The 25,602-nt window shown below is 39.4% G+C and carries 25 protein-coding genes and 1 other RNA gene; 24 read left to right on the forward strand and 2 right to left on the reverse strand.

The window, feature by feature from the left end; genetic code table 11:
* Positions 1-100: 100 nt before the first annotated feature.
* Complete coding sequence (locus FD50_RS06795) at positions 101-796, reverse strand: DUF1361 domain-containing protein (protein WP_056960908.1); 696 nt, start codon at positions 794-796, stop codon at positions 101-103.
* A 160-nt stretch (positions 797-956) separates the two neighbouring features.
* Between FD50_RS06795 and cdaA the strand changes: the two genes are divergently transcribed.
* The 14 genes from cdaA to FD50_RS06860 all read left to right on the forward strand — a co-directional run bounded on the left by cdaA (position 957) and on the right by FD50_RS06860 (position 15,151).
* The gene (gene cdaA, locus FD50_RS06800; protein ID WP_056960909.1) at positions 957-1,799 is read left to right on the forward strand and encodes a diadenylate cyclase CdaA; all 843 of its coding nucleotides are present in this window, start codon (positions 957-959) and stop codon (positions 1,797-1,799) included.
* Positions 1,796-2,977 (forward strand): CdaR family protein, encoded by a 1,182-nt coding sequence (locus FD50_RS06805; protein ID WP_056960910.1) that lies wholly within the window; start codon positions 1,796-1,798, stop codon positions 2,975-2,977. Before cdaA ends, FD50_RS06805 begins: the two co-directional genes overlap by 4 nt.
* A 33-nt stretch (positions 2,978-3,010) precedes the next feature.
* Positions 3,011-4,375, forward strand: coding sequence for a phosphoglucosamine mutase (gene glmM, locus FD50_RS06810; protein WP_056960911.1), 1,365 nt, complete (start codon positions 3,011-3,013; stop codon positions 4,373-4,375).
* 868 nt (positions 4,376-5,243) lie between these two features.
* Complete coding sequence (locus FD50_RS06815) at positions 5,244-5,552, forward strand: hypothetical protein (RefSeq protein ID WP_054757675.1); 309 nt, start codon at positions 5,244-5,246, stop codon at positions 5,550-5,552.
* 185 nt (positions 5,553-5,737) lie between these two features.
* Positions 5,738-6,634, forward strand: coding sequence for a phosphate ABC transporter substrate-binding protein (locus tag FD50_RS06820; RefSeq protein WP_056960912.1), 897 nt, complete (start codon positions 5,738-5,740; stop codon positions 6,632-6,634).
* Between the two features lie 244 nt (positions 6,635-6,878).
* Entirely contained in the window at positions 6,879-7,802 is a 924-nt protein-coding gene (gene pstC / locus FD50_RS06825; RefSeq protein WP_056960913.1) for a phosphate ABC transporter permease subunit PstC, read from the forward strand.
* A 1-nt stretch (position 7,803) separates the two neighbouring features.
* Positions 7,804-8,691, forward strand: coding sequence for a phosphate ABC transporter permease PstA (gene pstA / locus FD50_RS06830; RefSeq protein WP_056960914.1), 888 nt, complete (start codon positions 7,804-7,806; stop codon positions 8,689-8,691).
* 11 nt (positions 8,692-8,702) lie between these two features.
* Positions 8,703-9,512, forward strand: a complete 810-nt coding sequence (gene pstB, locus FD50_RS06835; RefSeq protein WP_056960915.1) for a phosphate ABC transporter ATP-binding protein PstB — start codon at positions 8,703-8,705, stop codon at positions 9,510-9,512.
* 11 nt (positions 9,513-9,523) lie between these two features.
* Positions 9,524-10,279 (forward strand): phosphate ABC transporter ATP-binding protein PstB, encoded by a 756-nt coding sequence (gene pstB, locus FD50_RS06840; RefSeq protein ID WP_054757679.1) that lies wholly within the window; start codon positions 9,524-9,526, stop codon positions 10,277-10,279.
* A 17-nt stretch (positions 10,280-10,296) separates the two neighbouring features.
* A complete protein-coding gene (gene phoU, locus FD50_RS06845) occupies positions 10,297-10,974 on the forward strand; it encodes a phosphate signaling complex protein PhoU (protein ID WP_056960916.1) in 678 nt (225 codons plus the stop codon).
* Between the two features lie 409 nt (positions 10,975-11,383).
* A complete protein-coding gene (locus FD50_RS06850) occupies positions 11,384-11,863 on the forward strand; it encodes a FeoA family protein (protein WP_056960917.1) in 480 nt (159 codons plus the stop codon).
* A complete protein-coding gene (feoB, locus tag FD50_RS06855; protein ID WP_056960918.1) occupies positions 11,860-13,998 on the forward strand; it encodes a ferrous iron transport protein B in 2,139 nt (712 codons plus the stop codon). Before FD50_RS06850 ends, feoB begins: the two co-directional genes overlap by 4 nt.
* A complete protein-coding gene (locus FD50_RS12690) occupies positions 13,995-14,150 on the forward strand; it encodes a FeoB-associated Cys-rich membrane protein (protein WP_156653512.1) in 156 nt (51 codons plus the stop codon). Before feoB ends, FD50_RS12690 begins: the two co-directional genes overlap by 4 nt.
* Positions 14,151-14,287: 137 nt before the next feature.
* The gene (locus FD50_RS06860) at positions 14,288-15,151 is read left to right on the forward strand and encodes a class II fructose-bisphosphate aldolase (RefSeq protein ID WP_056960919.1); all 864 of its coding nucleotides are present in this window, start codon (positions 14,288-14,290) and stop codon (positions 15,149-15,151) included.
* Positions 15,152-15,488: 337 nt separating this feature from the next.
* On the opposite strand, the gene FD50_RS06865 is transcribed toward FD50_RS06860, so the two are convergent.
* Complete coding sequence (locus tag FD50_RS06865) at positions 15,489-16,010, reverse strand: DUF1836 domain-containing protein (RefSeq protein WP_228889379.1); 522 nt, start codon at positions 16,008-16,010, stop codon at positions 15,489-15,491.
* Positions 16,011-16,182: 172 nt separating this feature from the next.
* Here FD50_RS06865 and trhA point away from each other — a divergent pair, with 172 nt between their 5' ends.
* The 10 genes from trhA to FD50_RS06910 all read left to right on the forward strand — a co-directional run bounded on the left by trhA (position 16,183) and on the right by FD50_RS06910 (position 25,370).
* Positions 16,183-16,812, forward strand: coding sequence for a PAQR family membrane homeostasis protein TrhA (gene trhA, locus FD50_RS06870; protein ID WP_056960920.1), 630 nt, complete (start codon positions 16,183-16,185; stop codon positions 16,810-16,812).
* Positions 16,813-16,890: 78 nt separating this feature from the next.
* On the forward strand, positions 16,891-17,586 hold the full coding sequence (locus FD50_RS06875) for a ribonuclease H family protein (RefSeq protein WP_082610461.1): 696 nt from the start codon (positions 16,891-16,893) through the stop codon (positions 17,584-17,586).
* A 15-nt stretch (positions 17,587-17,601) separates the two neighbouring features.
* Positions 17,602-18,294, forward strand: coding sequence for an NAD(P)H-dependent oxidoreductase (locus FD50_RS06880; protein WP_056960922.1), 693 nt, complete (start codon positions 17,602-17,604; stop codon positions 18,292-18,294).
* Positions 18,284-18,469 (forward strand): hypothetical protein, encoded by a 186-nt coding sequence (locus FD50_RS06885; protein WP_054757682.1) that lies wholly within the window; start codon positions 18,284-18,286, stop codon positions 18,467-18,469. The genes FD50_RS06880 and FD50_RS06885 overlap by 11 nt, the downstream gene beginning before the upstream one ends.
* Before the next feature lie 11 nt (positions 18,470-18,480).
* On the forward strand, positions 18,481-18,966 hold the full coding sequence (locus tag FD50_RS06890; protein ID WP_054757683.1) for a universal stress protein: 486 nt from the start codon (positions 18,481-18,483) through the stop codon (positions 18,964-18,966).
* Positions 18,967-19,126: 160 nt separating this feature from the next.
* Positions 19,127-20,587: an NCS2 family permease gene (locus tag FD50_RS06895; RefSeq protein WP_056960923.1), complete on the forward strand. Its 1,461-nt coding sequence runs from the start codon at positions 19,127-19,129 to the stop codon at positions 20,585-20,587.
* 392 nt (positions 20,588-20,979) lie between these two features.
* Positions 20,980-22,368 (forward strand): L,D-transpeptidase, encoded by a 1,389-nt coding sequence (locus FD50_RS06900; protein ID WP_228889388.1) that lies wholly within the window; start codon positions 20,980-20,982, stop codon positions 22,366-22,368.
* A 51-nt stretch (positions 22,369-22,419) separates the two neighbouring features.
* Positions 22,420-22,788, forward strand: a transfer-messenger RNA (tmRNA) gene (ssrA, locus tag FD50_RS12505).
* A gap of 402 nt (positions 22,789-23,190) precedes the next feature.
* Positions 23,191-23,913, forward strand: a complete 723-nt coding sequence (locus FD50_RS06905; RefSeq protein ID WP_056960924.1) for a response regulator transcription factor — start codon at positions 23,191-23,193, stop codon at positions 23,911-23,913.
* Entirely contained in the window at positions 23,910-25,370 is a 1,461-nt protein-coding gene (locus FD50_RS06910; RefSeq protein ID WP_056960925.1) for a sensor histidine kinase, read from the forward strand. The genes FD50_RS06905 and FD50_RS06910 overlap by 4 nt, the downstream gene beginning before the upstream one ends.
* The last annotated feature ends 232 nt before the right edge of the window (positions 25,371-25,602 follow it).

The raw sequence follows: 25,602 nt of genomic DNA on the forward strand, positions 1-25,602 counted from the left end.
TAGTTAGCACTCAAATTTTTCCGACTTATGTCACACTCTCCTTGAAGTATTAGTTTGAATGTTTAGCAAGTTTTGTGTGAGTATGACAAAAAGATTGGAATTATTCCTTGGGTTGCGCAGCTTTTTTAATCGCTTCTTCGCTACTATCAAGAGAAGCACGCGTGATTGTGACTGTGACCCACATAATTACTTGAATAATCGTCATAAAAATTACAAAGATCAACATGCGCGTATTCCACATTTCCAAGAGTTGCTGGACAACCCACTGGGGATTTAAAAATAAATAAGCGGTGTGCAGACGCAAAAAGCGACCAATATAAATTCCAACAGAGGAAATTAAAATCAAAGCAATCGTTAAAATGTTTTTATTAAGCCTGTTCCAAATGTTGAAGTGTGCCAGCAAAGAGTTTGCAACATGTTCCAAACTCCAAAGCCCCATGAGTGAACAAGCTAAAGCACTGGCAACTAAATTTGTGAAATTTAACCACAGATGCAAATTGAACTCCATCAGCCCAGTTGCGCTATTATATGGATCGAGCATAGCTAAGTGAAAGAGATCAGTCAAAACATAGGGTGCATTTGGATAAAAAAGCATCCACAAAAAGGTTAGTATGAACAGAACAAAATTGTTTTGGCGGGGTTTGATCTGCAATGCAAGTTCGAGCGGAATGTATCCCAAGATAGTATTCAAAAACAAGAAACTATAAATTCCATCACGAGAGCTGATTGTAAAGTAAACATAGCCCAAGAAAAGTGCAAAAGAGATTCGAACAAGCCACCGATTTTTTGAAGACATGAATATCACCCAATTTCTATTACTATATATTGTAACAAAATTTTGGGTGAAATAGACAAAATATCAAAGGCTTGAGAAGTTTTTAATCTTTTATAGAGGACATCGGTAAATTAAAATCATCCGTGATATAATTAATTTAAATATATTAGGAGGTAAAGGAATGGGCATTGCTTGGGAAAGCCTATTTTCGTGGCAACACTTAGTCAATTTAGTAGACATCTTAGTTGTGTGGTACGTGATTTACAAACTGATGATGTTGTTACGCGGAACAAAAGCGGTTCAGCTTTTTAGGGGCGTCATCATTATTGTTTTAATCAAGTTTGTTAGTTGGTTTTTTGACCTTCAGACTGTTTCTTGGATTACGAACCAGATTATCAATTGGGGATTTATCGCGATCATCATTATTTTTCAGCCTGAAATCAGGCGTGGTCTGGAGCATCTCGGCAGAGGATCACTTTTTGTGCACAATAAAAAGCAAAACGAAGACGAGCTGCGAATGATCAAAGCACTTGATCAAGCGATTCAGTATATGTCAAAAAGAAGAATTGGCGCTTTGATTACTATTCAAAGGGAAACCGGACTTGAAGACTATATTGAGACCGGAATTGGGATAGATGCTGAAATTACGGGCGCTCTTTTAATCAATATTTTTATTCCTAATACACCGTTGCATGACGGGGCAGTTATTATTAAAAATAACAAAATAGCAGTCGCAGCTGCCTATTTACCGCTTTCGGAAAGTAATTTGATTCCGAAGGCATTGGGAACACGGCATCGTGCAGCTGTTGGAATTAGTGAAGTGACAGATGCATTAACAATTGTGGTTTCAGAGGAGACTGGCGGAGTCACAGTTACGGAAAATAATGAGTTGTTGCGCGATTTGACACGTGAAGATTATTTGAAGCTTCTGAAAAAGGAATTGATCGCACCCGCGACAAAGAAAAATGCGAGTGCAGTCAGCAGTTTCTTTACCGAACTATTTAAGGGAGGGCGAAAGCATTGAAGTTTAATTTCAATAAATTCATTGAAAGCCGCCTTTTTTATCAGATAGTAGCGCTGGTCTTGGCGCTGTTTTTATTTGGGTATGCCAATTCAGACAAATTGAGTACGACTAGAAATAACTCAAGTAACAGTGATGAGTCTGCGATTCTTTCAAACAATACTGAAACGATGAGTGTCTCACTGCAACTGGATGTTAACAATGATAAGTACTTTGTGACAGGCTATCCATCGAAAGTGAAGGTTAAAATCACGGGTCCAAGTGCGTTAGTCACGACCACAGCAAATACACGTAATTTTAGAATCTATGCGGATCTTAGTAATTTAAAACCGGGAACACACGAAGTCAAACTTAAGCAGTCAGGGTTGAATAAAGAATTAGATTATACGATCAACCCTAAAACAATTAAGGTAACAATCAGTTCGAGAAAAACTGCGACTTTCCCAGTTCAGTTTAAATATGATAAAGATAAAATTGCTGATAATTATGGGATCGGACGTGTCAGCGCGGACCCTCAAGTCGTCAGTGTGACAGGGGCCCGAAAAGATGTTAATGATATTGCGGAAGTTCTTGCAGAAGTAGATTTGTCTAACAATACCAAAGCAACCGTTAGTCGTTCTGTACTGTTGCAAGCTGTGAACAATAGGGGTAAAATTTTGAACGTAGTCATTACGCCACAAACTGCAAGAATTCGAATACCTGTATATAGTGCGACAACAACCAAAAAAGTAAGTTTGGATTTTTCAGCGAGTGGAAGTGGGGTTAGCGGAAAAAGTTACCGCTTTTCAAGTAGTACTAAAGAGGTCACGTTAAGTGGAACTAAAAGTGCACTGGATAAGGTTAGTAAAATAACTGTGCCGGTCCCTGTTTCTGGGGTCAGTAGTTCGGAAACACAGACAATTAGTTTACAAGCACCGGTGAGTGGAATTTCTGCGATTCAACCCCAAAGTATTAAAGTAAAAGTTGATGTGACATCCAGCCAATCGTCAAGCTCTGCAACTTCTTCGACTGGAGAATCGACTAGCGAGACCGAGGAGACGTCTGCCAGCAGTGCGAGTAGTACGACGTCTAGTTCTGTAGAAAGTAGCAGCAGTGAAACATCATCAACGACGACATCGTCGACCTCAACTTCGAGTTCGGCTACAACGTCAACTTCAACTTCGAGTAGTGAAAGTGATTAATTAAATTTGTTGTGGAAACGAGGATTAAAACTAATGAAATATTTTGGAACTGATGGAGTTAGAGGAATTGCAAATGAAAGTCTTAGCCCAGAACTGGCTTTTAAGCTGGGACGCTGCGGTGGCTTTGTTTTAACTAAGCATGCAGAAGATCAAGGTAAACCAGCGAGAGTCTTGGTCGCACGTGATACCCGAATTTCTGGTCAAATGCTGGAGCATGCTTTGATCGCGGGATTGTTGTCAGTTGGAATTGAGGTATTTTCGCTGGGGGTTATTACGACCCCAGGTGTTGCTTATTTAGTGCGGGTTCAAGATGCAGATGCCGGAGTGATGATCTCAGCATCGCATAATCCGGTGGAAGATAATGGAATAAAATTTTTTGGTGGCGATGGCTTTAAGTTGTCTGATGAAAAAGAAGAGGAAATTGAAGCTTTATTAGAAAGCTCAAAGGATGATTTACCACGACCAGCAGCTAAGGGTTTAGGAACACTCAGTGAATATCGTGAAGGAATCCTAAAATATACGCAATTTTTAGAACAAACACTTCCAGATGATTTGGAGGGGTTAAAAGTTGCAGTTGATGGAGCTAACGGAGCGACCAGCGGTGCAGTTTCAAGGCTTTTTGCGGATCTTGGGATTGATTTTACCACCATTGCAACAGAACCAGATGGCCTAAATATCAACAAAAATGTCGGTTCAACTCATCCGGAAGCTTTAGCACGTTTTGTTGTTGAGCAAGGGGCACAACTAGGGGTTGCATTTGATGGTGATGGTGATCGGTGTATTGCAGTTGATGAGTTAGGTAATATTATTGATGGCGATAAGATTATGTACATCTGTGGAAAATATCTCAGTGAACGTGGGCGGTTAAAGAAGGATACGATTGTAACTACTGTAATGAGCAATATTGGGCTGTACAAAGCAATGGAGGCACATGGTCTTAATTCTGTTAAAACGCAGGTTGGGGATCGTTATGTGGTTGAGGAAATGCGTAAAAACGGTTATAACCTTGGAGGAGAACAGTCTGGGCATGTTGTCTTTTTGGATTTCAATACAACTGGAGACGGAATGCTGACAGCTTTACAGCTGATGAATGTTGTTAAACAAACAGGTAAAAAATTATCAGAGCTGGCTGCAGAGGTTACTACCTACCCACAAGAACTTGTGAATGTTAAAGTGCAAGATAAAAAGGCCGCATTAGAAAACGAAGCCGTTCAAGCAGTTATTCAAAAGGTCGAAAATGAGATGGGGACAGATGGACGTGTATTAGTTAGACCTAGTGGAACAGAGGAGCTGCTGCGAGTAATGGCAGAGGCTAAAACAAAGGAACAGGTTCACGAATATGTGACTAAAATTGCGGCTGTTGTCCAAAAAGAATTGGGGATTAGCGAAGCCGAATAAGGGCGAAAATACAGGCTAAGTTGTAGCTTAGCAAGTGAAAAGCAAGAGAGTGTGACATAAGTCGGGAAAATTTGAGTGCTAACTCGAAATTACGAACATAGCGAGTACTTTGCGATGAGTAATTCGAAGTTAGACGGAGAATTTTGACTTATGGAACACGTTTATCCGAAATAAAAGCGGGGCTGTGACAAAATTTAACTTTTGTCACAGCCCCTTGCTTTTTATTGTGGTTAAATGAGTTCTATACTCTTAGGCTTCAGCAAGAGACTTGAAAGACTACCGCATGAGTTGAACAAAAAAATTTACAATTCTAAAAAGGATGTAGTAACACAAGCTAATAAAAAAGTAAGTCAGCAGTAATATCAGTGGAGGAAGGAACCAATATGAGGTCTGCAACAGTGTAAAAGTTGTATTTAGCAGCTCCACTGCGTCAGAATAATGAGTGAATAGTGAAAAAAGGCACTTTAATAGAAGTGTAATGAAGCCAAGTAACATGCTAAGCGTAAACTGTTTTGAATTAATCATAATAATAACCTCACATTTTATCAATAGATCTAGTATAGACGAAAGTTGAAAAGAAGAAAAATAAAAAGTAAATTCCACAATATTCTTGACAGCGTTTCCAGAAAGCGCTATTATCTAGAAGTAAGGTAATCAAAAGTTACCTTCTAATCAATTCTCTTTCTCTCTTATGCCAACCACCGCATTCGTGCGGTGGTTTTGCTTTTGCATAAAGTATGCAACCAGGCCTTCGAGCTAAGCAGTTTTGGACAATTAATTGAAAAAGCGAGGGTATCTGACTGCTTTAAGCGGTTAATTGACACTATGAATGAATGTTTTCTATAATGGCTAAAAGGAAGGTGAAGAGATGAAGAGTCATGAAACACTAACTTTAATTGAGGAAATTACACGCAATGACGGGACCAAATACTTTGAAATTTCAAATATCACCCAAAATGGACGTGCAGAATTAGCAGCACAACGCGGATTGATTAAAGAGGTTAGAATATTGCAGTTGAACATTCCGCGGTCTGGAAGTGTTATCGAATACGAAAATTATGTTAATGAACATTTTGAAATGCCAGCTGAAAATTTCACACACTTTACGGAATGGGATAAGACACCCCAGATTCAAAAAGTAGTCGCGCAAATTTTAAGAGAAAATCATATCGCTTGAACTTGTGAAGTAATAATGAAAGAAATTCAAAGAAGTGGCAAGCAAATATGGATATTAAATTCTTATTTTCTTAAGAAAATAAGAATTTTTTCTTTCTTTACACAAACGTTACAAAAAGGTGTATTCATTCTTTACATTAACAATATAAAATACAGCTTGTAACAAGGAAAGGAAGAAGTTAAAAAATGAAAAATCTCACCAAGATTGCTACAGTCATCATTGCAAGTACAGCTTTACTTGTAGGATGTGGAAATTCAAACTCCAGTTCTTCATCGTCCTCATCCACTTCAAGCAAGGCAGTTTCAGGAAAAATTACAATCGTAGGATCAACAGCTTTACAACCATTAGTTGAAAAAGCTGCTGAAAATTTCCAGGCGGACAATTCTAAAGTTAATATCACCGTTCAAGGTGGTGGTTCCGGTACAGGTTTGAGCCAAGTTCAATCTGGTGCCGTAACAATCGGTAACTCTGATATTTTTGCTGAAAAGCAAAGTGGAATTAAAGCTGAAAACCTTGTAGATCATCAAGTTGCTGTTGTTGGAATGACCCCTGTTGTCAACAAAGATGCTGGCGTAAAGAACCTCAAAATGAGTCAATTACGTGAAATCTTTACTGGTAAGATCACAAACTGGAACCAGGTTGGCGGCAAGAATGAAAAAATTGTTTTGATCAACCGTCCTTCAGGCAGTGGTACACGTGCCACTTTTGAAGGCGCAGTTATGAATGGGGAAACAGCTGCAAAATCTCAGGAGCAGGATTCTAATGGGACTGTTCAAAAGATGATTGCACAAACTCCAGGTTCAATTAGTTACTTAGCATTTTCATATGTTAAATCTGATGTTCAAGCACTTTCAATTGATGGAGTTGCACCAACAGATGATAATGTAACAACAAACAAGTGGAAAATCTGGTCATACGAACATATGTATACAAAAGGCAAACCAGATACAACTACTAAGGCTTTCTTGAACTATATGACTTCATCAAAGGTTCAAAAGAGTTTGGTTAAGGATCTTGGATACATTTCTATTAGCAATATGAAGGTTCAAAAGGACGCAAACGGTAAAGTTACTGATAAGTAATTGGCTTAAGTGGGGTATCCTTTAGTGAAAAAGCTCAGCGAAGTTTTCCTTACTCAAATCAGGGTGTCTCATTTTTGTAAATATACTTTTAAAAACTTGTTTGGGACCTTTGAGGCTCCAGCAACAAACGAATTTCAGCTAGCAATTATGAACTTGATTGTTAGATTATAACTTATGGGGGCAAACAGGCTGATCAAAATGAGTCTTGTTTACTCCCAAATTTTGGTAGAAAGGTGTTTTTCAAATGGAAGATCCTATCAAAAGTAAAATTCAAAGCACCTCGAAAGAGACCAGACAGGATATTCTGGGGCGCTGTTTGACTTACTTATGTATCGGTTTAATCGTAGCTATTGTCCTCTCTATTTTTATTTTCGTAGCTTCAAAAGGGATTGCAACCTTCACTGTTAATAAAGCAAGTTTATGGGAATTTTTGACTGGTAAAAACTGGAATCCAACTGTCACAGACGCAAGTGGTAAACCACAATTAGGGGCACTGCCAATGATTACGGGTTCCTTCGGAGTTACGATTTTGGCGGTAATTTTTGCAACTCCATTTGCAATCGGGACAGCTTTGTATATGACAGAAGTTTCTTCCAAAAAAGGTGAGAAGATTCTGCAAAGTGTAATTGAACTTCTGGTGGGAATTCCCTCAGTTGTTTATGGATTTATTGGTTTATCAGTTATCGTGCCTTTTGTCAGAACCCATTTTGGTGGTTCTGGCTACGGAATTCTTTCTGGTTCATTTGTCTTATTTGTCATGGTTCTTCCCACAGTAACATCAATGACAGTTGACAGTCTGCGCGCGGTGCCACGTTATTATAAAGAAGCTTCTTTAGCACTCGGGGCGACGAGATGGCAGACGATTTACAAGGTACTCTTACGGTCGGCAACTTCAGGAATTTTGACTGCAATTATTTTTGGAATGGCACGTGCATTCGGTGAAGCCTTGGCTGTTCAAATGGTGATCGGGAATGCTGCTATCATGCCAAAAGGCCTCCTGTCTTCAGCATCGACTTTAACGAGTGTATTGACAATGGGAATTGGCAATACAGTTATGGGGACAGTTGGAAACAATGCTCTTTGGTCACTAGCCTTGATCCTCTTGTTGATGTCGCTGATTTTCAATATCGTTGTTCGCCTTATCGGACGTAAAGGGAGAATGGATTAATATGGGAACAAAATTACAAAATAATATTGCTATCACAATTATTCGCGTGATCGCAGCACTGGTGGTTTTGATCCTAGTGTTGTTGCTGGGTAAAATTTTGATTGCTGGTGTTCCACATATTTCGTGGCATTTTTTGACGGCTCCTTCGCAGTCGTTTGAAAGTGGCGGTGGAATTGGGGTCCAATTATTTAACTCAATTTATCTTTTAGTGCTGACACTAATTATCTCATTTCCAATTTCGTTAGGAGCTGGAATCTTTTTATCAGAGTATGCGCCTAAAAACTTTTTTACAGCTGTTGTGAGAATGTCAATTGAGGTTTTAAGTTCTTTACCTTCAGTTGTAGTTGGTTTGTTTGGCTTCTTGCTGTTTGTGGTCCAATTTCAGATGGGCTTTTCAATTCTTTCTGGAGCGGTTGCATTGACTTTCTTCAACCTACCGTTGCTGACAAGAAATATTGAAGAGTCTTTGCGAGCAGTTCCAAATTTACAACGCGAGGCTGGGATGGCCTTAGGACTTTCAAAATGGAGAACTGTTACTAAAATTATTTTACCGGAAGCACTTCCTGGAATTATCACGGGTGTGGTTTTAGGTGCCGGACGTGTCTTTGGAGAAGCTGCTGCACTGATTTATACGGCTGGTCAAAGTGCGACTAACATTGACTTTGGGAATTGGAACCCATTTAATTCAGCTAGTCCCCTTAATTTGTTACGCCCTGCAGAAACACTTGCAGTTCACATTTGGAAAATTAACTCTGAAGGAGTTATGCCCGATGCAGCTGCTGTTTCAGCAGGCTCCTCCGCAGTTTTGATAATTGCCGTTTTAATTTTCAACTTGTTGGCACGTGTCCTTGGAAATAGTCTTTACCGCAAGTTGACGGCTACTAAGTAGGAGGATTAATTATGAGTATTGGTAAGTATGATTTTAACGAAAAAAGTATCCTTAAGTTTGAGCCACAAGAACACGAAATTGCGATTGAAACTAAAAATTTGCAAGTTTATTATGGTAATAACCATGCCCTTTTTGATGGAAACTTGCAGTTTGAACGTTACAAAATCACATCGTTAATTGGTGCTTCCGGTTCTGGCAAATCAACATACTTGCGTTCACTTAATAGAATGAACGATAATGTAGCTAGAGTTGACGGGCAGATTATGTATCGCGGTTTAGATGTTAATACCTCAAAGATTAATGTCTATGAAATGCGTAAACATATTGGAATGGTTTTCCAACGACCAAATCCTTTCTCAAAGTCGATTCGCGAAAATATTACTTTTGCTTTGAAGGAGCAGGGGTTAAAAAATAAAAATAAGCTTAATCAAATTGTTGAACAAAGCCTTCGTGATGCTGCGCTTTGGGATGAAGTTAAGGATGATCTTGATAAAAGTGCTTGGTCACTCTCAGGTGGACAGCAACAACGGCTGTGTATTGCACGGACGATTGCAATGAAACCCGATATTTTATTGCTTGACGAGCCAGCAAGTGCCTTGGATCCGATTTCAACAAGTAAGATTGAAGAGACGCTTGTGGAACTGAAGAAGCGATATACAATCATCATTGTGACCCATAATATGCAACAAGCTTCTAGAATAAGTGACTTTACAGCATTTTTCCATCTTGGACATATTCTCGAATATGATAAAACAAAGCATATTTTCACAATGCCAAAGGTTACGGCGACTAATGATTATATTTCCGGGAATTTCGGCTAGGAGGAGCAGGCATGGACGATTTTATTACAACAAAGGATGTACATCTTTACTATGGTGAAAAGGAAGCTCTAAAGGGAATTACTCTTTCTTTTCCAAATAAAGGGATCAATGCATTAATTGGTCCTTCAGGTTGCGGGAAGTCAACCTATCTGCGGACTTTAAACCGGATGAATGATCTGATCCCTGGAGTTAAGATCACTGGAAGCATTATGATCAATGGGCAGGATATTTATAGTCCTAAGACAGATACAGTTGATTTACGGAAAAAAGTTGGGATGGTTTTTCAACAACCAAATCCATTTCCGTTTTCAATTTATGAAAATGTCACTTATGGGCTGCGGATTGCGGGCGTCAAAGACAAGCAGATTCTTGATGAACGAGTTGAACAAAGTTTGAAACAAGCAGCTGTCTGGGATGAAGTCAAAGATGATTTGCGCAAAAGTGCGCTTTCACTTTCAGGTGGACAACAGCAACGTGTTTGTATCGCGCGTGTTTTAGCTGTTCAACCGGATGTTGTTTTACTTGACGAACCGACCAGTGCCCTAGATCCTGTTTCAAGTGGACTGATTGAAGATATGCTGTTAACGATCCGTGATAAATATACAATTGTAATTGTGACGCATAACCTGCAGCAGGCATCTCGTATCTCTGATAAAACCGCATTCTTTCTTAACGGTGAGCTGATTGAAGCAGGTAAGACGAAAAACTTATTCTTGAATCCAGAGCGTCAGGAAACGGACGACTATATCAGTGGACGGTTTGGTTAAGCGGGAGGAGAAAAGAAATGCGAAAAATTTTAGAGGAACAACTTAGTGATCTACATGAAGATTTTGCACAGATGGGCAGAGAAGTTGCACAAGCAATTGAAAATGCAACTAAAGTTTTTCAGAGTCATGATAAAGAACTTGCAAACAAAGTTGGTGAGAATGATAATCGCATCAATGAAAGTGAAATTTATCTTGAAAGAAAAACAGCTCAGGTCATTGCACTACAACAACCAGTTGCGAGTGATTTACGTGTACTAATTACAATTTTAAAGGCAAGCTCAGACCTTGAAAGAATCGGGGATCATGCAGTTAGTGTTGCTCATGCGGCGATGCGAATTGGTGATCAAAGAAGAAACAAGGAGATTGAGGATACACTTGTGGGGCTTAGCAAACATGTTCATCAGATGCTGGTGGCGATTATCAAAGCTTATGTTGATAATAATGAAGAAGATGCACGCCAGGTTGCTAAATTGGACTCCGAAAGTGATGAATATTTACGTGATGTTAGAAGATTAGCAGTCGAGGAAATGCAAAGCGATCCAGAATTTGTAACTGTTGGATCTGAATACTTAGTGGTAGGGACACATCTTGAGCGGATTGGTGACTACGTCACTAATGTCGCAGAATGGATTGTATACACAAACACAGGTCGCATTGTTGAATTAGGTCCGATTTCTTCTTACAAAAAGGAATAATTTAAGGCTAAAGGTAGGATAATCTTTGCAGTACAATAAATTTAGGAAATGCGCAGAAATCGGTAAAATTTGAGTACTAACTCGAAATTACGAACATAGCGAGTACTTTGCTATGAGTAATTGGAAAGTCAGACGGAAGATTTTGACTGATGAAGCACGTTTATCCGGAATGAAAGAGGGGCTGTGACAAAATTTAACTTTTGTCACAGCCCCTTTTGTGGTTTATTCGGAATAATAGTATAAAAAAATCTAGCGGCGTTAAGGTCTGCTGCAGCTTTAAAATTTTTCCACAAAAGTGCTTGGAACTACAAACTCGTAACTGTTTAACAAATTAAAGATTGAACAAGCATCAAAAGTGTGCTAATTTTAAGTAAATGAAAATATTCTCATTTATTTGGAAGTGAATAACATGGAAAGCTTAGCACGAGTAAACCAAAAAGGAAAATATATTGTAACAGATATTTTAGGCAATCCCCGTTTTGTAAGGCGTCTTAATGAAATTGGAATGGTAGTAGGTGTTAATCTGACTGTGATTTCAACTTCTCAAGGTGAGAGCGGGATGGTAATCTACTTGCGCGGTCAAAGACTAGCCTTGAATCATTCAGTGGCGGCTTTAATTGTAGTCCGACAGTTGGATGAGGCAGGCACTCAAGATTATAAGGCACTTTCTGCAGTAGCAGTGGGTGCTGAAGCAATTGTTGCCAAAGTAGTTGGTGATAAAAGAATTAGAAAACGCCTATTGGATATGGGACTTACAAAAAATACTGTGGTGAAAATTAATCAAACAGCTCCGCTAGGTGATCCGCTGGAATTGCTATTACGCGGGTATAAGTTGAGTTTACGTAAGCAGGAAGCAGATTATGTACTGGTAACGGAGGTGGAGCAATGACAGTTGTTGCCTTAGCTGGAAATCCCAATGGGGGGAAAACAACTCTTTTTAATCGCTTGACAGGCGCACATCAAACAGTGGGCAATTGGCCTGGGGTTACTGTTGAGAGCAAAAGTGGTTATTTAAGGGGAGAAAATAGTGTTATTATTCAAGATCTCCCAGGTACATATTCTCTTTCGCCGTATACTAGCGAGGAGTTGATTACACGTAAGTTTTTAATTGAAGCAGAGCCTGATCTAGTGGTTGATGTTGTCGATGCGACAAATCTTGAACGAAATCTTTATTTAACTTTGCAATTGATGGAAACAGGATTACCGCTGATTGTGGCACTCAATATGATTGATGTAGTTAAAAATTCAGGCAGAAGAATTAACATTAACAAGTTAGCTTACTTACTTGGTATTCCGGTAATTGGAATTAGTGCATTGAAAAATACAAATATTGCCAAATTAAAGGGCAAAATTGCAGAAAATGTTGATCCTCAAACAACTCCATATGCAGTGCCAGAGTATGACGAACGCTTAGAGAGTGCCTTGGCGATGATTGCCAAGGACTTAACGGGGGTTGTTTCACCAGAAGATCTGCGCTGGTACGCAATTAAATTTTTTGAAAGAGACGAAGAGGTCTGGGAAAACACTGTACTTGATGCAACCAGAAGAGAAGATATTGAAAATATTATCAGCACGGCGGAAAAGCTTTTTGCGGACAGTAGCGATAGTATTATTGTGAATGCACGGTATGAATATATTGCTAGAGTGGCCGGGATGTGTGTAATTGAAAAAGATGACTTTACCATGAGCCTAAGCGATAAAGTCGACCGGGTGGTTACTAATCGTTGGTTGGCATTTCCAATTTTTATCTTTGTGATGTGGCTGGTCTATTACCTCTCGATTCAAACGATTGGAACAATGGGTTCTGATTGGGTGAATGATGTCTTATTTGGAAAATGGATCCCAGATGCAGCAACAACGCTTTTGAATTCATGGCATGTTGCTGCTTGGATGAAAGGATTGATCATCGATGGGATTATTGGGGGCTTAGGCTCAGTCTTGGGTTTTGTACCGCAAATTATGATGCTGTTCTTGTGCTTAGGAATTCTGGAGGATTGCGGGTACATGGCTAGAATTGCCTTTGTGATGGACCGCATCTTCCATCGGTTCAATCTTTCTGGAAAATCTTTTATCCCAATGTTAATTTCTACTGGTTGTGGAGTTCCAGGAATCATGTCGACAAGAACGATTGAGAATGATCGTGATCGTAAAATGACGATTATGTTGACAACTTTTATGCCATGTTCAGCAAAATTAACGGTAATTGCACTGATTTCAGGGACTTTCTTTCCGCAGCAAAGTTGGGTTGCACCTTCAGCATACTTTTTGGGAATGCTGGCGGTGATTGGGTCAGGTATTTTCCTGAAAAAAACAGCACTTTTTGCCGGTCCACCAGTACCTTTTGTTATGGAGCTGCCAGCTTATCATTTTCCTAAATTCAGCAACGTGATGAAACAAGTTTCAAACCGCGCCCGAAGCTTTGTACGTAAAGCTGGAACCATTATCTTTGCTTCGTGCGTAATTATCTGGTTCCTCTCCAGTTTCAATTTCAGAATGCAGATGGTCGCTGAAAATCAAAGTATGCTGCGTTATCTGGGTTCGGCGCTGGCACCGGTCTTTAGTCCATTAGGCTTTGGTGATTGGCACGCAACTGTGGCAGTCATTGCAGGATTAATAGCTAAGGAGAATTGTGTCGGAACTTTACGGATTACCTTTGGCGGTGGCAGCGCGACTTCTTTTACGCACATCTTACAGCAGGCTTACACACCGATGGCTGGTTATGCTTTTCTAGCATTTAACTTGTTGTGTGCACCTTGTTTTGCAGCAATTGGCACAATGCATAAAGAGTACGGTGATTTGGGTTGGACACTGCGTGCATTAGTTTATCAAACCGGGTTAGCCTATTTAATTGCTACATTAATTTACCAAACTTCGGAATTAGTGCAACATAAAGTCACAGGTGTAGGTGTGGCATGGATTGTTTTGATCTTAGCATTGTTTGCGTATGGTTTATTCTTCAAGCGGGATAAAAGCAACGAGCTTTATGAAATTAAAGAAGTTACAGAAGGGAGTGATTTATTGTGATTGCAACGATTGTACTTGCAGTTATTATTTTTTCAGGTGTCGGTTATGTTGTTTATACACGGTTTTTCAAGCATGGCGGGGCACAAGGCTGCCATAATTGTGATGATGTTGGCTGTCCTTTAGTAGATCCCACTAAATTACGCAAAAAATAATTGAATTAATGACGGAAAGATAAAAGTTTTTTCAAGGAACTAGTGAAAAAACTTTCAAATAAAGATAAGAATTGCCTCTGTTTTGTGTTAGAATATAGACGTACTCAAAAGAGTAATATAATTTAGGAGGCTGTTTTATGTCAATCGTAAACGGTAACGAAATCTTTGCTGCTGCACGCAAAGGTCATTATGCAGTTGGGGCATTTAATATCAATAACTTGGAATGGACTCGTGCTATTTTAGCTGCTGCACAAGAAACAAACACACCAATTTTGGTGCAAACTTCAATGGGCGCTGCTAAGTACATGGGCGGTTATGAACTTTGCCTTAACTTGGTTCAACAAGAAATCAAGGCAATGGGAATCACAGTTCCAGTTGTGATGCATCTTGATCATGGGAACTACGAAGCTGCTAAGGAATGTATCAAGGTTGGTTACACATCTGTTATGTTTGATGGTCATGATCTTCCTTTCGAAGAAAACTTGGAAAAGACAAAGGAAATTGTTTCATTGGCACATGCTAAGAACATTTCTGTCGAAGCTGAAGTTGGTTCTATCGGTGGCGAAGAAGACGGGATCATCGGCGAAGGTGAATTAGCTGACGTTGAAGAAGCAAAGAAGATCGCTGCTACAGGTGTTGATTACTTGGCATGTGGAATTGGTAACATTCATGGCAAATATCCAGCAAACTGGAAGGGACTTCACTTTGACCGTTTGCAAGAACTTGCAGACGTGATTGCTACTCCACTTGTATTACATGGTGGTTCAGGTATTCCTAAGGAACAGATCCAAAAGGCTATCTCAATGGGTGTTTCAAAGGTTAATGTTAATACTGAATGTCAGTTGGCATTTGCTGCTGCAACACGTAAGTACATTGAAGCTGGTAAAGATCAAGAAGGTAAAGGATACGACCCACGTAAATTGCTCGCACCCGGTGCACAAGCAATTACAGATGTTGTTAAGGAACGTATCGATTGGTTCGGCACACCTTCTGTTAAATAAGACAGTTAATAATTATTAATAGTTGGCTATAACTAAAGGGGCTGTGACAAAAGTTAAATTTTGTCACAGCCCCTCTTTTATTCCGGATAAACGTGTTCCATAAGTCAAAATTCTCCGTCTAACTGCGAATTACTCATAGCAAATACTTTGCTATGAGTAATTTCGAGTTAGCACTCAAATTTTCCCGACTTATGTCACACTCTCTTTTAGTTCAGCATTCAAAGTTGATGATTATGTCAATTAAGCCGCAAGCATATTTGCAGTTTAACGGCACTTAATGCACCAATTGTAAAAAACTAAAAAAGCGATTAAGACGCAGATTGGGGCAAGTTTCAGCTTATTTTTTTGAAGTAAGCTGAATTTCAACCAATTTTTGACCAATCAATTTGTAAATCAGTGAATGGATTGCAAATTGTTCTGTAAGCTTCATCAAATTATCCTCATAAGAGAAATTGAGCATGGCTTTGTCTTCATCAACTAAACTGATAGTATGGTTAAAAAGTTCTGCAAAATAATTATATGATTCCGCAACTGAGTCGGTTTTAAGTGCTTGTTGCAAACCGCTTTTAATTGTTTCTAAAGGATAGATTGACTTCAAGAGGCTAATTACAACTAGTTCCGCAACGTTTGCAGGGGCATACTTCTTTTTGGCAGGCCGCTGCATCAGTCCCTTTTTAACGTAGCTATTGATCATTGAAGGTGTGATTTCGCTTTCAAGTAGTTTTTCAAGGTAACGATTTCCCAAATTTACAAGTTGATCCATATAGAGCTCAAAATCGGGAAATTCATTCCAAAGAGGCAACCGGACGGCACTGAAATCATTAAGCCATGCTTTAAATTCTTCATTATCCATATTCATACTTAAACCTCACTCGGAAAAAAATATAATGTAAACATGAAACATAAATCAAGTATAACATACAAACTAATTTTTAAAATTCTATTTAGTTATTGTAAATTATTAAAACTTGTTACCTAGGATAGCATTCTATGTTATATTAACAGTAAGGTTATGTCATAGGAGGATCAGCATGAATAAAAAAGAAATTTTGCTTAATGAAATTTGGAGCGGTATTACGCATGGAATTGGGTTACTTCTCAGTATTGTGGCATTTGTTTTTTTGCTTATCAAAGCTTTTAACAGTGACAGCATACTCGTTATTAGCGGTTCTTTAATTTATGGGGCCTCACTGTTAATGCTGTTTACTTCGTCAACTCTCTTTCACTGCCTGTACTTCACCAGAGCCAAAAAAGTTTTTCAAGCGCTTGATCATTGCAGTATCTTTATCTTAATTGCAGGGACCTACACTCCATATTGCTTACTGGGAATTAGAGGAAAGACCGGGCTGGTGATTCTGCTGTTAATTTGGTTCTTAACAATCTCAGGAATTCTTTTTCATCTGTTGGTCCATAAAAAATTGCAGTGGATCGAAACCACTGCATATGTCTTTATGGGGTGGTTATGCCTCTTAGGGGCTAAGGAGTTACTGACATCACTTGGAATCAAGGGCTTTTTGCTGCTGGTTTTAGGCGGATTAATGTTTACGTTGGGAGCTTTGGTGTATAGTATCAAAGGTCTAAAATACACACATGTTTATTGGCATGTTTTAGTGATTTTTGGTGCTGCGTTTATGTTTTTTTCAATCTACCTTTATTTGTAGAAAGATACTATCTGAATAATAGTTTCGTGTTACTTTATGTATTATAATTAACACATCAAGTAATTGGAGGGATTGGTGATCGCTTATCGATATTATGTTGTCGCTAAAGGCAAAAAACCAGGAATTTATCATTCATGGGCTGAATGTCAGCGTGAGGTGAATGGTTTCAGGAACCCCCTTTTTAAGGGATTTAACGAACTTAAGGGGGCACAGGAGTGGCTGGCGCATCTAACTTTGGCTAAAACGCAGCAAAAATCTAGTGCAAAACAAAAGCGTGTTAAAGATAATGGTACTAATTTTGCGGTGTATTTGTGGACAGATGGCGGTTCGCGTAATCACGGTAATCAAAAAGGACAACATGTAAAGCCCGATGACAAGGCAGCCTGGGCTTACCTAATAATTAGTGGAACACAGCGTTTTTCGGCAGCTGGTGGTGAATATGGTGCTACGAATAATCGGATGGAAGTTATGGCGCTGTTGCAGGCTTTGAAAAAAGTTAAGCAGTTAGGTAAAAATAATGCTAAAATCTGTGCAACGCTTGATTCACGGTATGTACTTGACGCTATTCAAAAAGGGTGGTTGTCTGCTTGGCAAAGGCGGGGCTGGAAAACTGCAAGTGGAACTCAAGTTGCCAATCAAGCACTTTGGGAGGAATTGGCACAGGTATTGCCGGACTTTTCACAGCTATATTTTGAGTGGACCAAAGGACATCGGGATAATCAGGGCAATGTTTTTGTTGACGAATTACTCAATAAAGAGATGGATCAACTATAAAAAGGGGGATTTGGGTTGAAAACAATTGTCATCGTAGCGCATCCCACAGTGAATTCCTCTGGAACGCAGCAATTTCTCAAAGAAGCTTTGCAGTCTGCGCAAGAGGTAAAATGGCATCCACTTTCTTGGGCACTCATGCAAGATGCTGGCACAATTGTGCAGGAAAGACGCATGCTCCATTCTTATACGCGGATTATCTTTCAATTTCCTTTGTATTGGCATCAAGCACCTGCACTGTTGCATTTTTGGCTAGAAAAGGTGTTACAGACAACCGATAGAGAATGGCTAGCAGGCAAGGAACTTGGACTTGTGGTCAGCTTAGGACGTCCGTTAAGCGTTTATCGTCAGGGAGGGTCAGTCGGAGTTTCACTTTCAGAGCTGTTGAGCCCCTTTAGTGCGATTGCGCATCAATTGCAGCTCAAGTTGTTACCATTTTTTGAGATCACCCAATTTTACTATTTAAGTGCTGTGCAAAAACAGTGTTTGCTGATTAAGTATTTACAATATCTTGAATTGGAACAGCCAGCAACTTTTGCACAGAAAGAAGAATGGTTTGTGAAACGCTTTCGAAAAATGCTCCAAGAACAAGGCGACACGGAAGTGACTTTGCCGCAAAAGGAACTTGTAAAACTTTTTCAAGAACGTGCTGAAGAACTTGCCGAGCTTAAGGCAGAGCTGGCGCTGATGAAGGAGGAGGATGAAGATTAGGGAAAAAGATGATTGGCTGATCAACCAACTGGATTTGTTAGCCACCCAGAGTAAAAGATATGAAACACGTGCCTTTTTTATGTGTATGAGTGAGTGTGCTGCAGAGCAAAAAAAGCGGTTGGAACAAGCTAAAGGTGAATTAGATGGGCGCTTATGGAGTCCTAAAAATTGGTAGGAGGAATGAAGATGGCAATTGATGAAAAAGCACTTGATTTTGAAATCAGCGAAAAACCGTTCAAAAGAATATTAGTTGCTGTGGATGAAGATGACTCAGATTCTTCAATCCGTGCGTTTCAGTTTGCGGTGACGATGGCTAAACGCAATCAAGCCGTCTTGGGAATCGTGTCTGTTCTTGAATTACAAGATCTCAATGTTTTCGAGACACTCAGTCCTGAGAAAATTAATAAATTAAGACAAAACTTAGCGAACGATGTAAATGTCTATGCTAGACAAGCGCAGAAACATGGTGTCGCTGAAATTGTACAATTAACTGCAGAAGGGAGACCCGGAGCAGCGATTATTGGGGAAGTTATACCAGAGTTTAAGCCTGATATTCTGATTTGTGGATCTAAGAGTAAACCAGTAAATAGTCGTCAAAGAATTTTTATTGGTTCGCAAGCAAGTTACATGGCACAAAATGCACCATGTTCAGTTCTTGTTATTCGTAAATGAAATTTTACGGTGGAAACTATTTTAGGATTAACAAGCGGTATAATTCGCTTTTTGGCGTAAATAATGACTTTGAAATTAAAGTATTATTATTTATCTGCCTAAAAGCGAATTTTTTTGCTATAATGAAGATATTCTGAATTTGAGAGGAAGTTTTTTAATCATGAAACGTTTCTTCAAGCTTGAAGAAAATGGGACTAACGTGACAACGGAAGTTCTGGCTGGTTTAACGACTTTTTTTGCCATGTCCTATATTTTATTCGTAGCACCAAATATTTTAGGCTCTACGGGCATGCCAACACAGGCAATTTTTTTGGCTACAATTATTTCATCTGTAGTGAGCACTTTGATTATGGCATTATTCGCAAATGTTCCTTATGTTCAGGCTCCTGGATTAGGTTTAGCAACTTTTTTTGCCTATACGGTGGTTTTGCAACTTGGTTTTTCGTGGCAGCAGGCATTAGCATTGGTTTTTCTTTGTGGAATTATTAATGTAGTTGTCACTGTAACTAAAATTAGAAGATTGATTATTAAATCGATTCCGGAAGTGTTACAGCATGCTATCGGAGGCGGAATTGGAATCTTCGTGGCTTATATCGGAATTAAAAATGCGGGATTTTTAAAATTCATTACGGATAAAAGTGGGATTTTATCAATTAATGGAACTGCGTATAATGCAGCGACCACTCATTTTAAAGGCGGAATTTCTGCGATTGTTTCTAACAGCAGTGTGACTCCTGCATTGATTAATTTTAATCAGGCAGCTCCCTTAGTTGCACTTGTGGGATTGATCTTGATGATTTTTATGGTGGTAAGAAATTACAGGGCCGCAATTTTGATTGGAATTGTGTTGACGACGCTGATTGGAATTCCATTTGGAGTAACTCATCTCGAAATGGCGAGTGGTAATTCGCTGGGAGCCTCCTTTGTAGAATTAAAAACAACTGTTGGTGCGGCTTTTGGACCTAAAGGAATGGGCTCTTTATTTAATGAACCTGGGAGAATCTTGTTAGGGGTTATGACAATCTTTGCTTTTAGTTTAACTGATATTTTTGACACAATTGGAACTTTCATCGGCACAGGTAAAAGAACAGGCATTTTTTCAAAAGAAGATGAAAAAGAATTCTTTAATGGTCATGGGTTCAAATCTAAAATGGATCGTTCGCTTTTTTCAGATGCAATTGGTTCAGTTATTTCTGCAATTTTCGGAACTTCAAATGTAACGACCTTTGTTGAGAGTGCATCTGGAATCAGTGTTGGCGGGCGGACGGGGTTAACCAGTTTGACGGCTGCGGCAATGTTTGCAGTCAGCAGTTTGTTAGCACCTGTAATTGCAATTATTCCCGATGCTGCAACTGCACCAGCCTTGATTGTTGTTGGAATTATGATGATGGGTGCATTTAGGAACATTGATTGGAGCAATCTTGAAGATGCAGTCCCAGCGTTTTTTGCTTCGGTATTTATGGCAATGTGTTACAGCATTTCGTACGGAATTGCGGCCGGTTTTATTTTTTACATGGCAGTCAAGCTTGCCAAAAACAAGTTTAAGGAAGTTCATCCGATGATGATTGTCTGCACATTGTTATTTGTAATTAATTTTGTGGTTTTGGCATTAATTGAATAGGTCAAATGACCGAGATTAAATAAATTTTAGCTGAATTGGAATGACTGCTGTCTAATCTTCCAGGACTGATTTTAAAAGTAAAGTTACGCACTCAGGCAAAAAAAGTGATCTTTGAGCCTAGTGCGTAATTTTGTTATTATAGTGATTTATGATGTAAACTTTAGCCGTGAAAAATGGAATTAACGGTTAAAAGAAGCAATTTTATTAAAAATTAAGAATTGCGCTAGGGTACCATTAGAACTCTTGTTCAATAACCTTAAGCTGGTTTTTTAGTAGTGTAAAAGCATGCTGACTTGAAGAAAGAGGATAATTTAGTTAACCTTTAAAAGAAAGTGTGCTATCGTATACGTTATACGTTTTTTATCTGGATGAGATTCGATGCAGATGACGGGGTGGTTAAAATCAAACACAAAATAATTATTATGGTCTGTGCTGTCTTTATTCTGGCAGCTTGCGCCGGTGGATATACCTATTACCGCATGACCCATTTCAACAAGCATGTGGAAATCAACGGGATTAATGTTGGTGCAATGAGTGCAGACAACGCAGTCAATCATTTAAAAAAACGCAGTGTTAGCAATAATGTTTATTTGAACAACAAATTATTTTTCCACGGTAAAAAGACAGCCTCTGGTTTCACGGCTGCAGATACGGCAAAAATTAAAAAACTTGTTCAAAAACAATGGACGTGGTTTCCTTCTAAGAAAACAGTCAGCTACCAGATTGTGCCTTCTAAGATGAGTAATTACAGACAAAAGGTCGTGCGGCAAAAAGTAAAAGAGTTGCTGACGCAAAAAAATTTAACGCGCCAGCAGGCAGTTGATGCAGCAGCAACGCTTGAATATGGCAAGATCAGTGTTTCAGCTCCCAAAAGTGGAAAACAATATGATGTGAACGCGATTATGCGTGAGTTTGACAAAAAGCAGGAATTAGCTTCAATTAAGCTGACGGGAACCATCAAACAGCCCTTAACTGCACAGAGTAAAAAAGTGACTGAAGAAAAGACCAAGCTAAACAGTCTTGCTCAGCGGTCAGTAGCATACAAGGTGCAGCAGACAACCTACAATCTGGCAGCAAAGGATGTCTTGAGTAAGGTAACCTATTCAAATGGCAAATATCAAATTGAACAGGCGGGAATCCTGAAAGAAGTTGATCAAATTAACCAGAAACAGGCGACACTGAAGAAAAGCATCAGTTTTAAAACGCATGCTGGTAAACAGGTTACGGTTGCAGGAGGCACTTACGGTTGGGCACTCAAAGCAAGTGACGCGGTTAAGAGTATTACCACGGCCTTTGTCAAGGATACAAAGCAAATTGATGCTAGTTCAGATATTTATGGAGTAGGGTATTTGACATATGGAACGGGTTACTCTAATACGGCAAACAATGGTCTTGGAACAACCTATGCTGAGGTTTCTATTTCCGATCAACATGCCTGGTTCTATAAAGATGGCAAAGAAGTTTATTCGACTGAGATAGTTACAGGTAAACACAGTACAAATGAAGATACACCAACAGGACTCTGGTATGTGATGTATAAGCAGTCACCTTCAACGCTCAAGGGAAGCGAGGCTGGGAATTCCAACTATTCTGTTAAGGTGAACTACTGGGCGCAGTTTACTAATAGCGGGTGCGGTTTCCATGATGCGAGTTGGAGAACTGATTGGTCTAGCACGGCGTATTTGAAAAATGGGTCAGGAGGCTGTGTGAATACACCAAGTGATCACATGGAAAGTGTCTATAATAATCTTTCGCAAGGTGAACCAGTAGTCGTTTACTAGTATTTGCAAAGAACTTGGGTCTAATGAAGTTCTATGTTACAATATGGCTATGGGGATGTTCTGGATTCGACAGGTATAGGTCGAGCTTGAATTGCATCTCGTAGTTGCGCGACGTAAAGACGCTCAGTTAAAATATAACTGCAAAAAATAATAACAATTCTTACGCTTTAGCTGCCTAAGTAGCTGAGTGTAGATCCGCCTAACATCGTCCATGTGTTGGTCACGGGTCTCAAATTTAGTGGACTTACGCCTGCTAGTTCCCACCTGAAGCTAAGGGAAGAGATTAATCAGGTTAGTTGTCAGCGTTAGCCCTGTCATATGGCGCAGCAGACAATGAAAATCCAAGTAGTATGACTATGGATGTAGAGATTTAAGTGGCGATATGCTTGGACGCGGGTTCGATCCCCGCCATCTCCATAAAAAAGAGAGTGTGACATAAGTTGGTAAAATTTGAGTGCTAACTCGAAATTACGAACATCGTGAGTACTTGGCTATGAGTAATTCGAAGCTAGACGGAGAATTTTGACTTATGGAACACGTTTATCCGGAATAAAAGAGGGGCTGTGACAAAAGTTAAATTTTGTCACAGCCCCTCTTTCTGATACTTGCCCAGCACGGAGCTAGAGCAAAAGTTTAATTTTGACGAGATGTGGGTAAGTTATGTTACGCAGCAATGTTCAGCAACTTACGTGGTAAAAAATTTTCTAGTTTTTTGAAAAAGATCACTTCTTTTTTTCATAAAATTCAAATAAAAATAATATTTTAAATGTATGGTATTATGTGAGAAGATAAAAAGTTCTACGAAAAGGGATGTGTGACCTGATGAAGTTATTGATGATTGAAGATAACAAGTCTGTATCGGAAATGATGTCAATGTTTTTTAAGAAGGAAAATTGGGAAGTCCATTATGCATATGATGGTCTTGAGGCACTTGAGAAGTTTAAGGAAAGTCCTCAATCTTGGGATATGATTACACTTGATCTTAATTTACCAGGAATGGATGGAATTCAAGTAAATAATGAAATTCGGTCAATTTCTACCACCGTGCCGATCATTATTTTGACGGCCCGCGATTCAGAAAGTGATCAAGTGCTGGGACTTGAGATGGGGGCCGATGATTATGTTGTTAAACCCTTCAGTCCAATTACGCTGATTGCACGTATCAAAGCTTTGCATCGCCGTGCTGGTCTGGGAGGCAGCGCTGAAAAAGAGGAAGAAACCGAATCTTCTTTTGATGTTGTAACTGAACATTTTAAGCTGAACACGAAGACAAGGGAGGCTTATTTATTGAATAAACCAATTGAGGATTTGACCCCTAAGGAGTTCGATCTCTTGAAGACTTTGTCGCAGAAACCACGACAGGTTTTTTCACGTGATCAATTACTTCAGCTGGTTTGGCACTATGAATTCTATGGTGATGAACGGACTGTTGATGCGCATATTAAAAAGTTACGCCAAAAAATTGAAAAAGTTGGCCCTCAGGTAATTCAAACAGTATGGGGTGTTGGCTATAAATTTGATGATTCTGAGGCAAATGCACGATGAAGCTGATATATCAGCAGATGATCGCCTTTTTTGTTGTCATCACAGCTCTTTTGGCAATTCTGGGCTTTTCTTTTTTCCATGTAACCAAAACATTAATCTATGAAAACACATGGAATCAGCTTGAAGGCTATGCATACAGCTTAAAGACGCAATCAATGACAATTGAGCGAGGAGCTAACGGCAAGCAGACTTTTACGTTAGATATTGGTAAATTGCAGACAAGTGAGCTGTTGTTGCGTAACCAACAAGTGCACTTTACGATTTATACGACACGTAATAAGGTCATGTATCCAGATCAAGGATATCAATCGACGATTTCGACCAGTGACTGGAAAAAATTGGAGTCTGGGCAGATTATAAGAAGAAAAAGTGATCTTGGCTGGCGCGGACCGGATAAAGCAAAGGTCCAAAATCAGCAAAGAATGACTGATATTCTGGCGCCGTGTTTTGATCAATCAGGTCAGTTGGTAGCCGTGATCTCTGTAGGTGCCAAAGTCTCAAGTTTGCAGGAGAGTTTTACTAAGATTCAGCGAAATCTGTTTTATGTGCTGTTATTTTCCGCACTGTTAGGGGTTGCGATTAGTTATTTATTGGCACACTATATTACTAAACGGATTAGTAAATTACGTAACGCTACCCGCGCAGTTGCTAATGGCGATTTTGATGTTACACTTGTAGATCATAAAAGAGATGAGCTTGATGACTTGGCTAATGACTTCAATCAGATGACAAGTTCATTAAAACAGTCGAATGAGGAGATCAGCAGGCAAGAGCAAAAGAGACGCCAGTTTATGGCCGATGCAGCTCACGAGATGCGGACACCACTGACAACCATCAACGGTTTGTTGGAAGGCTTAGCATATGATGCAATTCCTGAGGAGAGCAAGGAAAAAAGCATTGAACTAATGCGTAATGAGACGCGGCGGTTAATCAGATTAGTCAATGAGAATCTTGACTATGAAAAAATTCGGAGTGGCCAGATTGAACTCAGACGTACAACTTTTGATGCGATGAATGTTATCCATAACGTAGCTGCACAGCTTAAGAAAAAGGCTCAAAGTGCAGGCGATACAATCGAAGTTGCAGGACCCACAAAGTTGCCAGTCTTTGCAGACTATGATCGCTTTGTTCAGATTATGTTTAATATCACTCAAAATGCGGTCCAATTTACTACAAATGGTGTCATTAGAATTTCTGCAGAACGTGGATATAAGAGTTCCATCTTAAGAATTGCAGATAATGGAATTGGCATGGATGATGAACAATTAAAAAATATTTGGGAACGTTACTACAAGGCAGACGCTTCACGTAGAAATACCAAGTATGGCGAGTCTGGGTTAGGACTTGCAATTGTACAACAGTTGATGGAGCAACATGGTGGTAAGGTTGAGGTGATCAGTAAACCGAATAAAGGTTCAACCTTTACACTGATTTTTCCGGATGAAAAGGGAAAATAACAAAAGCGCCAAGTAAAATTTAGAACTTTTAGATGACTTATAAAAAGCTAAAAGGAAAGCCTCCAAAGTAGATGTGACAGACTTTGGGGGCTTTTTGATCCATGTTTTAGCACTAGATGTTTGGAAGGGGCTGTGACAAAAGTTAACTTTTGTCACAGCCCCTCTTTTATTTCGGGTAAACGTGTTCCATAAGTCAAAATTCCCCGTCTAACTTCGAATTACTCATAGCAAA

The sequence above is a fragment of the Liquorilactobacillus satsumensis DSM 16230 = JCM 12392 genome, from assembly GCF_001435195.1.
GTDB classification, from domain to species: domain Bacteria; phylum Bacillota; class Bacilli; order Lactobacillales; family Lactobacillaceae; genus Liquorilactobacillus; species Liquorilactobacillus satsumensis.

What these genes read in the sequence shown, in the direction of transcription:
- FD50_RS06815 (WP_054757675.1), top strand. Translation starts at nt 5,244, where the DNA reads ATGAAGAGTCATGAAACACTAACTTTAATTGAGGAAATTACACGCAAT.
- pstB (WP_056960915.1), top strand. Translation starts at nt 8,703, where the DNA reads ATGAGTATTGGTAAGTATGATTTTAACGAAAAAAGTATCCTTAAGTTT.
- glmM (WP_056960911.1), top strand. Translation starts at nt 3,011, where the DNA reads ATGAAATATTTTGGAACTGATGGAGTTAGAGGAATTGCAAATGAAAGT.
- pstA (WP_056960914.1), top strand. Translation starts at nt 7,804, where the DNA reads ATGGGAACAAAATTACAAAATAATATTGCTATCACAATTATTCGCGTG.
- FD50_RS06905 (WP_056960924.1), top strand. Translation starts at nt 23,191, where the DNA reads ATGAAGTTATTGATGATTGAAGATAACAAGTCTGTATCGGAAATGATG.
- FD50_RS06890 (WP_054757683.1), top strand. Translation starts at nt 18,481, where the DNA reads ATGGCAATTGATGAAAAAGCACTTGATTTTGAAATCAGCGAAAAACCG.
- FD50_RS06850 (WP_056960917.1), top strand. Translation starts at nt 11,384, where the DNA reads ATGGAAAGCTTAGCACGAGTAAACCAAAAAGGAAAATATATTGTAACA.
- pstC (WP_056960913.1), top strand. Translation starts at nt 6,879, where the DNA reads ATGGAAGATCCTATCAAAAGTAAAATTCAAAGCACCTCGAAAGAGACC.
- FD50_RS06885 (WP_054757682.1), top strand. Translation starts at nt 18,284, where the DNA reads ATGAAGATTAGGGAAAAAGATGATTGGCTGATCAACCAACTGGATTTG.
- cdaA (WP_056960909.1), top strand. Translation starts at nt 957, where the DNA reads ATGGGCATTGCTTGGGAAAGCCTATTTTCGTGGCAACACTTAGTCAAT.
- FD50_RS06910 (WP_056960925.1), top strand. Translation starts at nt 23,910, where the DNA reads ATGAAGCTGATATATCAGCAGATGATCGCCTTTTTTGTTGTCATCACA.
- feoB (WP_056960918.1), top strand. Translation starts at nt 11,860, where the DNA reads ATGACAGTTGTTGCCTTAGCTGGAAATCCCAATGGGGGGAAAACAACT.
- FD50_RS06895 (WP_056960923.1), top strand. Translation starts at nt 19,127, where the DNA reads ATGAAACGTTTCTTCAAGCTTGAAGAAAATGGGACTAACGTGACAACG.
- FD50_RS06860 (WP_056960919.1), top strand. Translation starts at nt 14,288, where the DNA reads ATGTCAATCGTAAACGGTAACGAAATCTTTGCTGCTGCACGCAAAGGT.
- FD50_RS06820 (WP_056960912.1), top strand. Translation starts at nt 5,738, where the DNA reads ATGAAAAATCTCACCAAGATTGCTACAGTCATCATTGCAAGTACAGCT.
- FD50_RS06865 (WP_228889379.1), bottom strand. Translation starts at nt 16,010, where the DNA reads ATGAATATGGATAATGAAGAATTTAAAGCATGGCTTAATGATTTCAGT.
- FD50_RS06795 (WP_056960908.1), bottom strand. Translation starts at nt 796, where the DNA reads ATGTCTTCAAAAAATCGGTGGCTTGTTCGAATCTCTTTTGCACTTTTC.
- trhA (WP_056960920.1), top strand. Translation starts at nt 16,183, where the DNA reads ATGAATAAAAAAGAAATTTTGCTTAATGAAATTTGGAGCGGTATTACG.
- pstB (WP_054757679.1), top strand. Translation starts at nt 9,524, where the DNA reads ATGGACGATTTTATTACAACAAAGGATGTACATCTTTACTATGGTGAA.
- phoU (WP_056960916.1), top strand. Translation starts at nt 10,297, where the DNA reads ATGCGAAAAATTTTAGAGGAACAACTTAGTGATCTACATGAAGATTTT.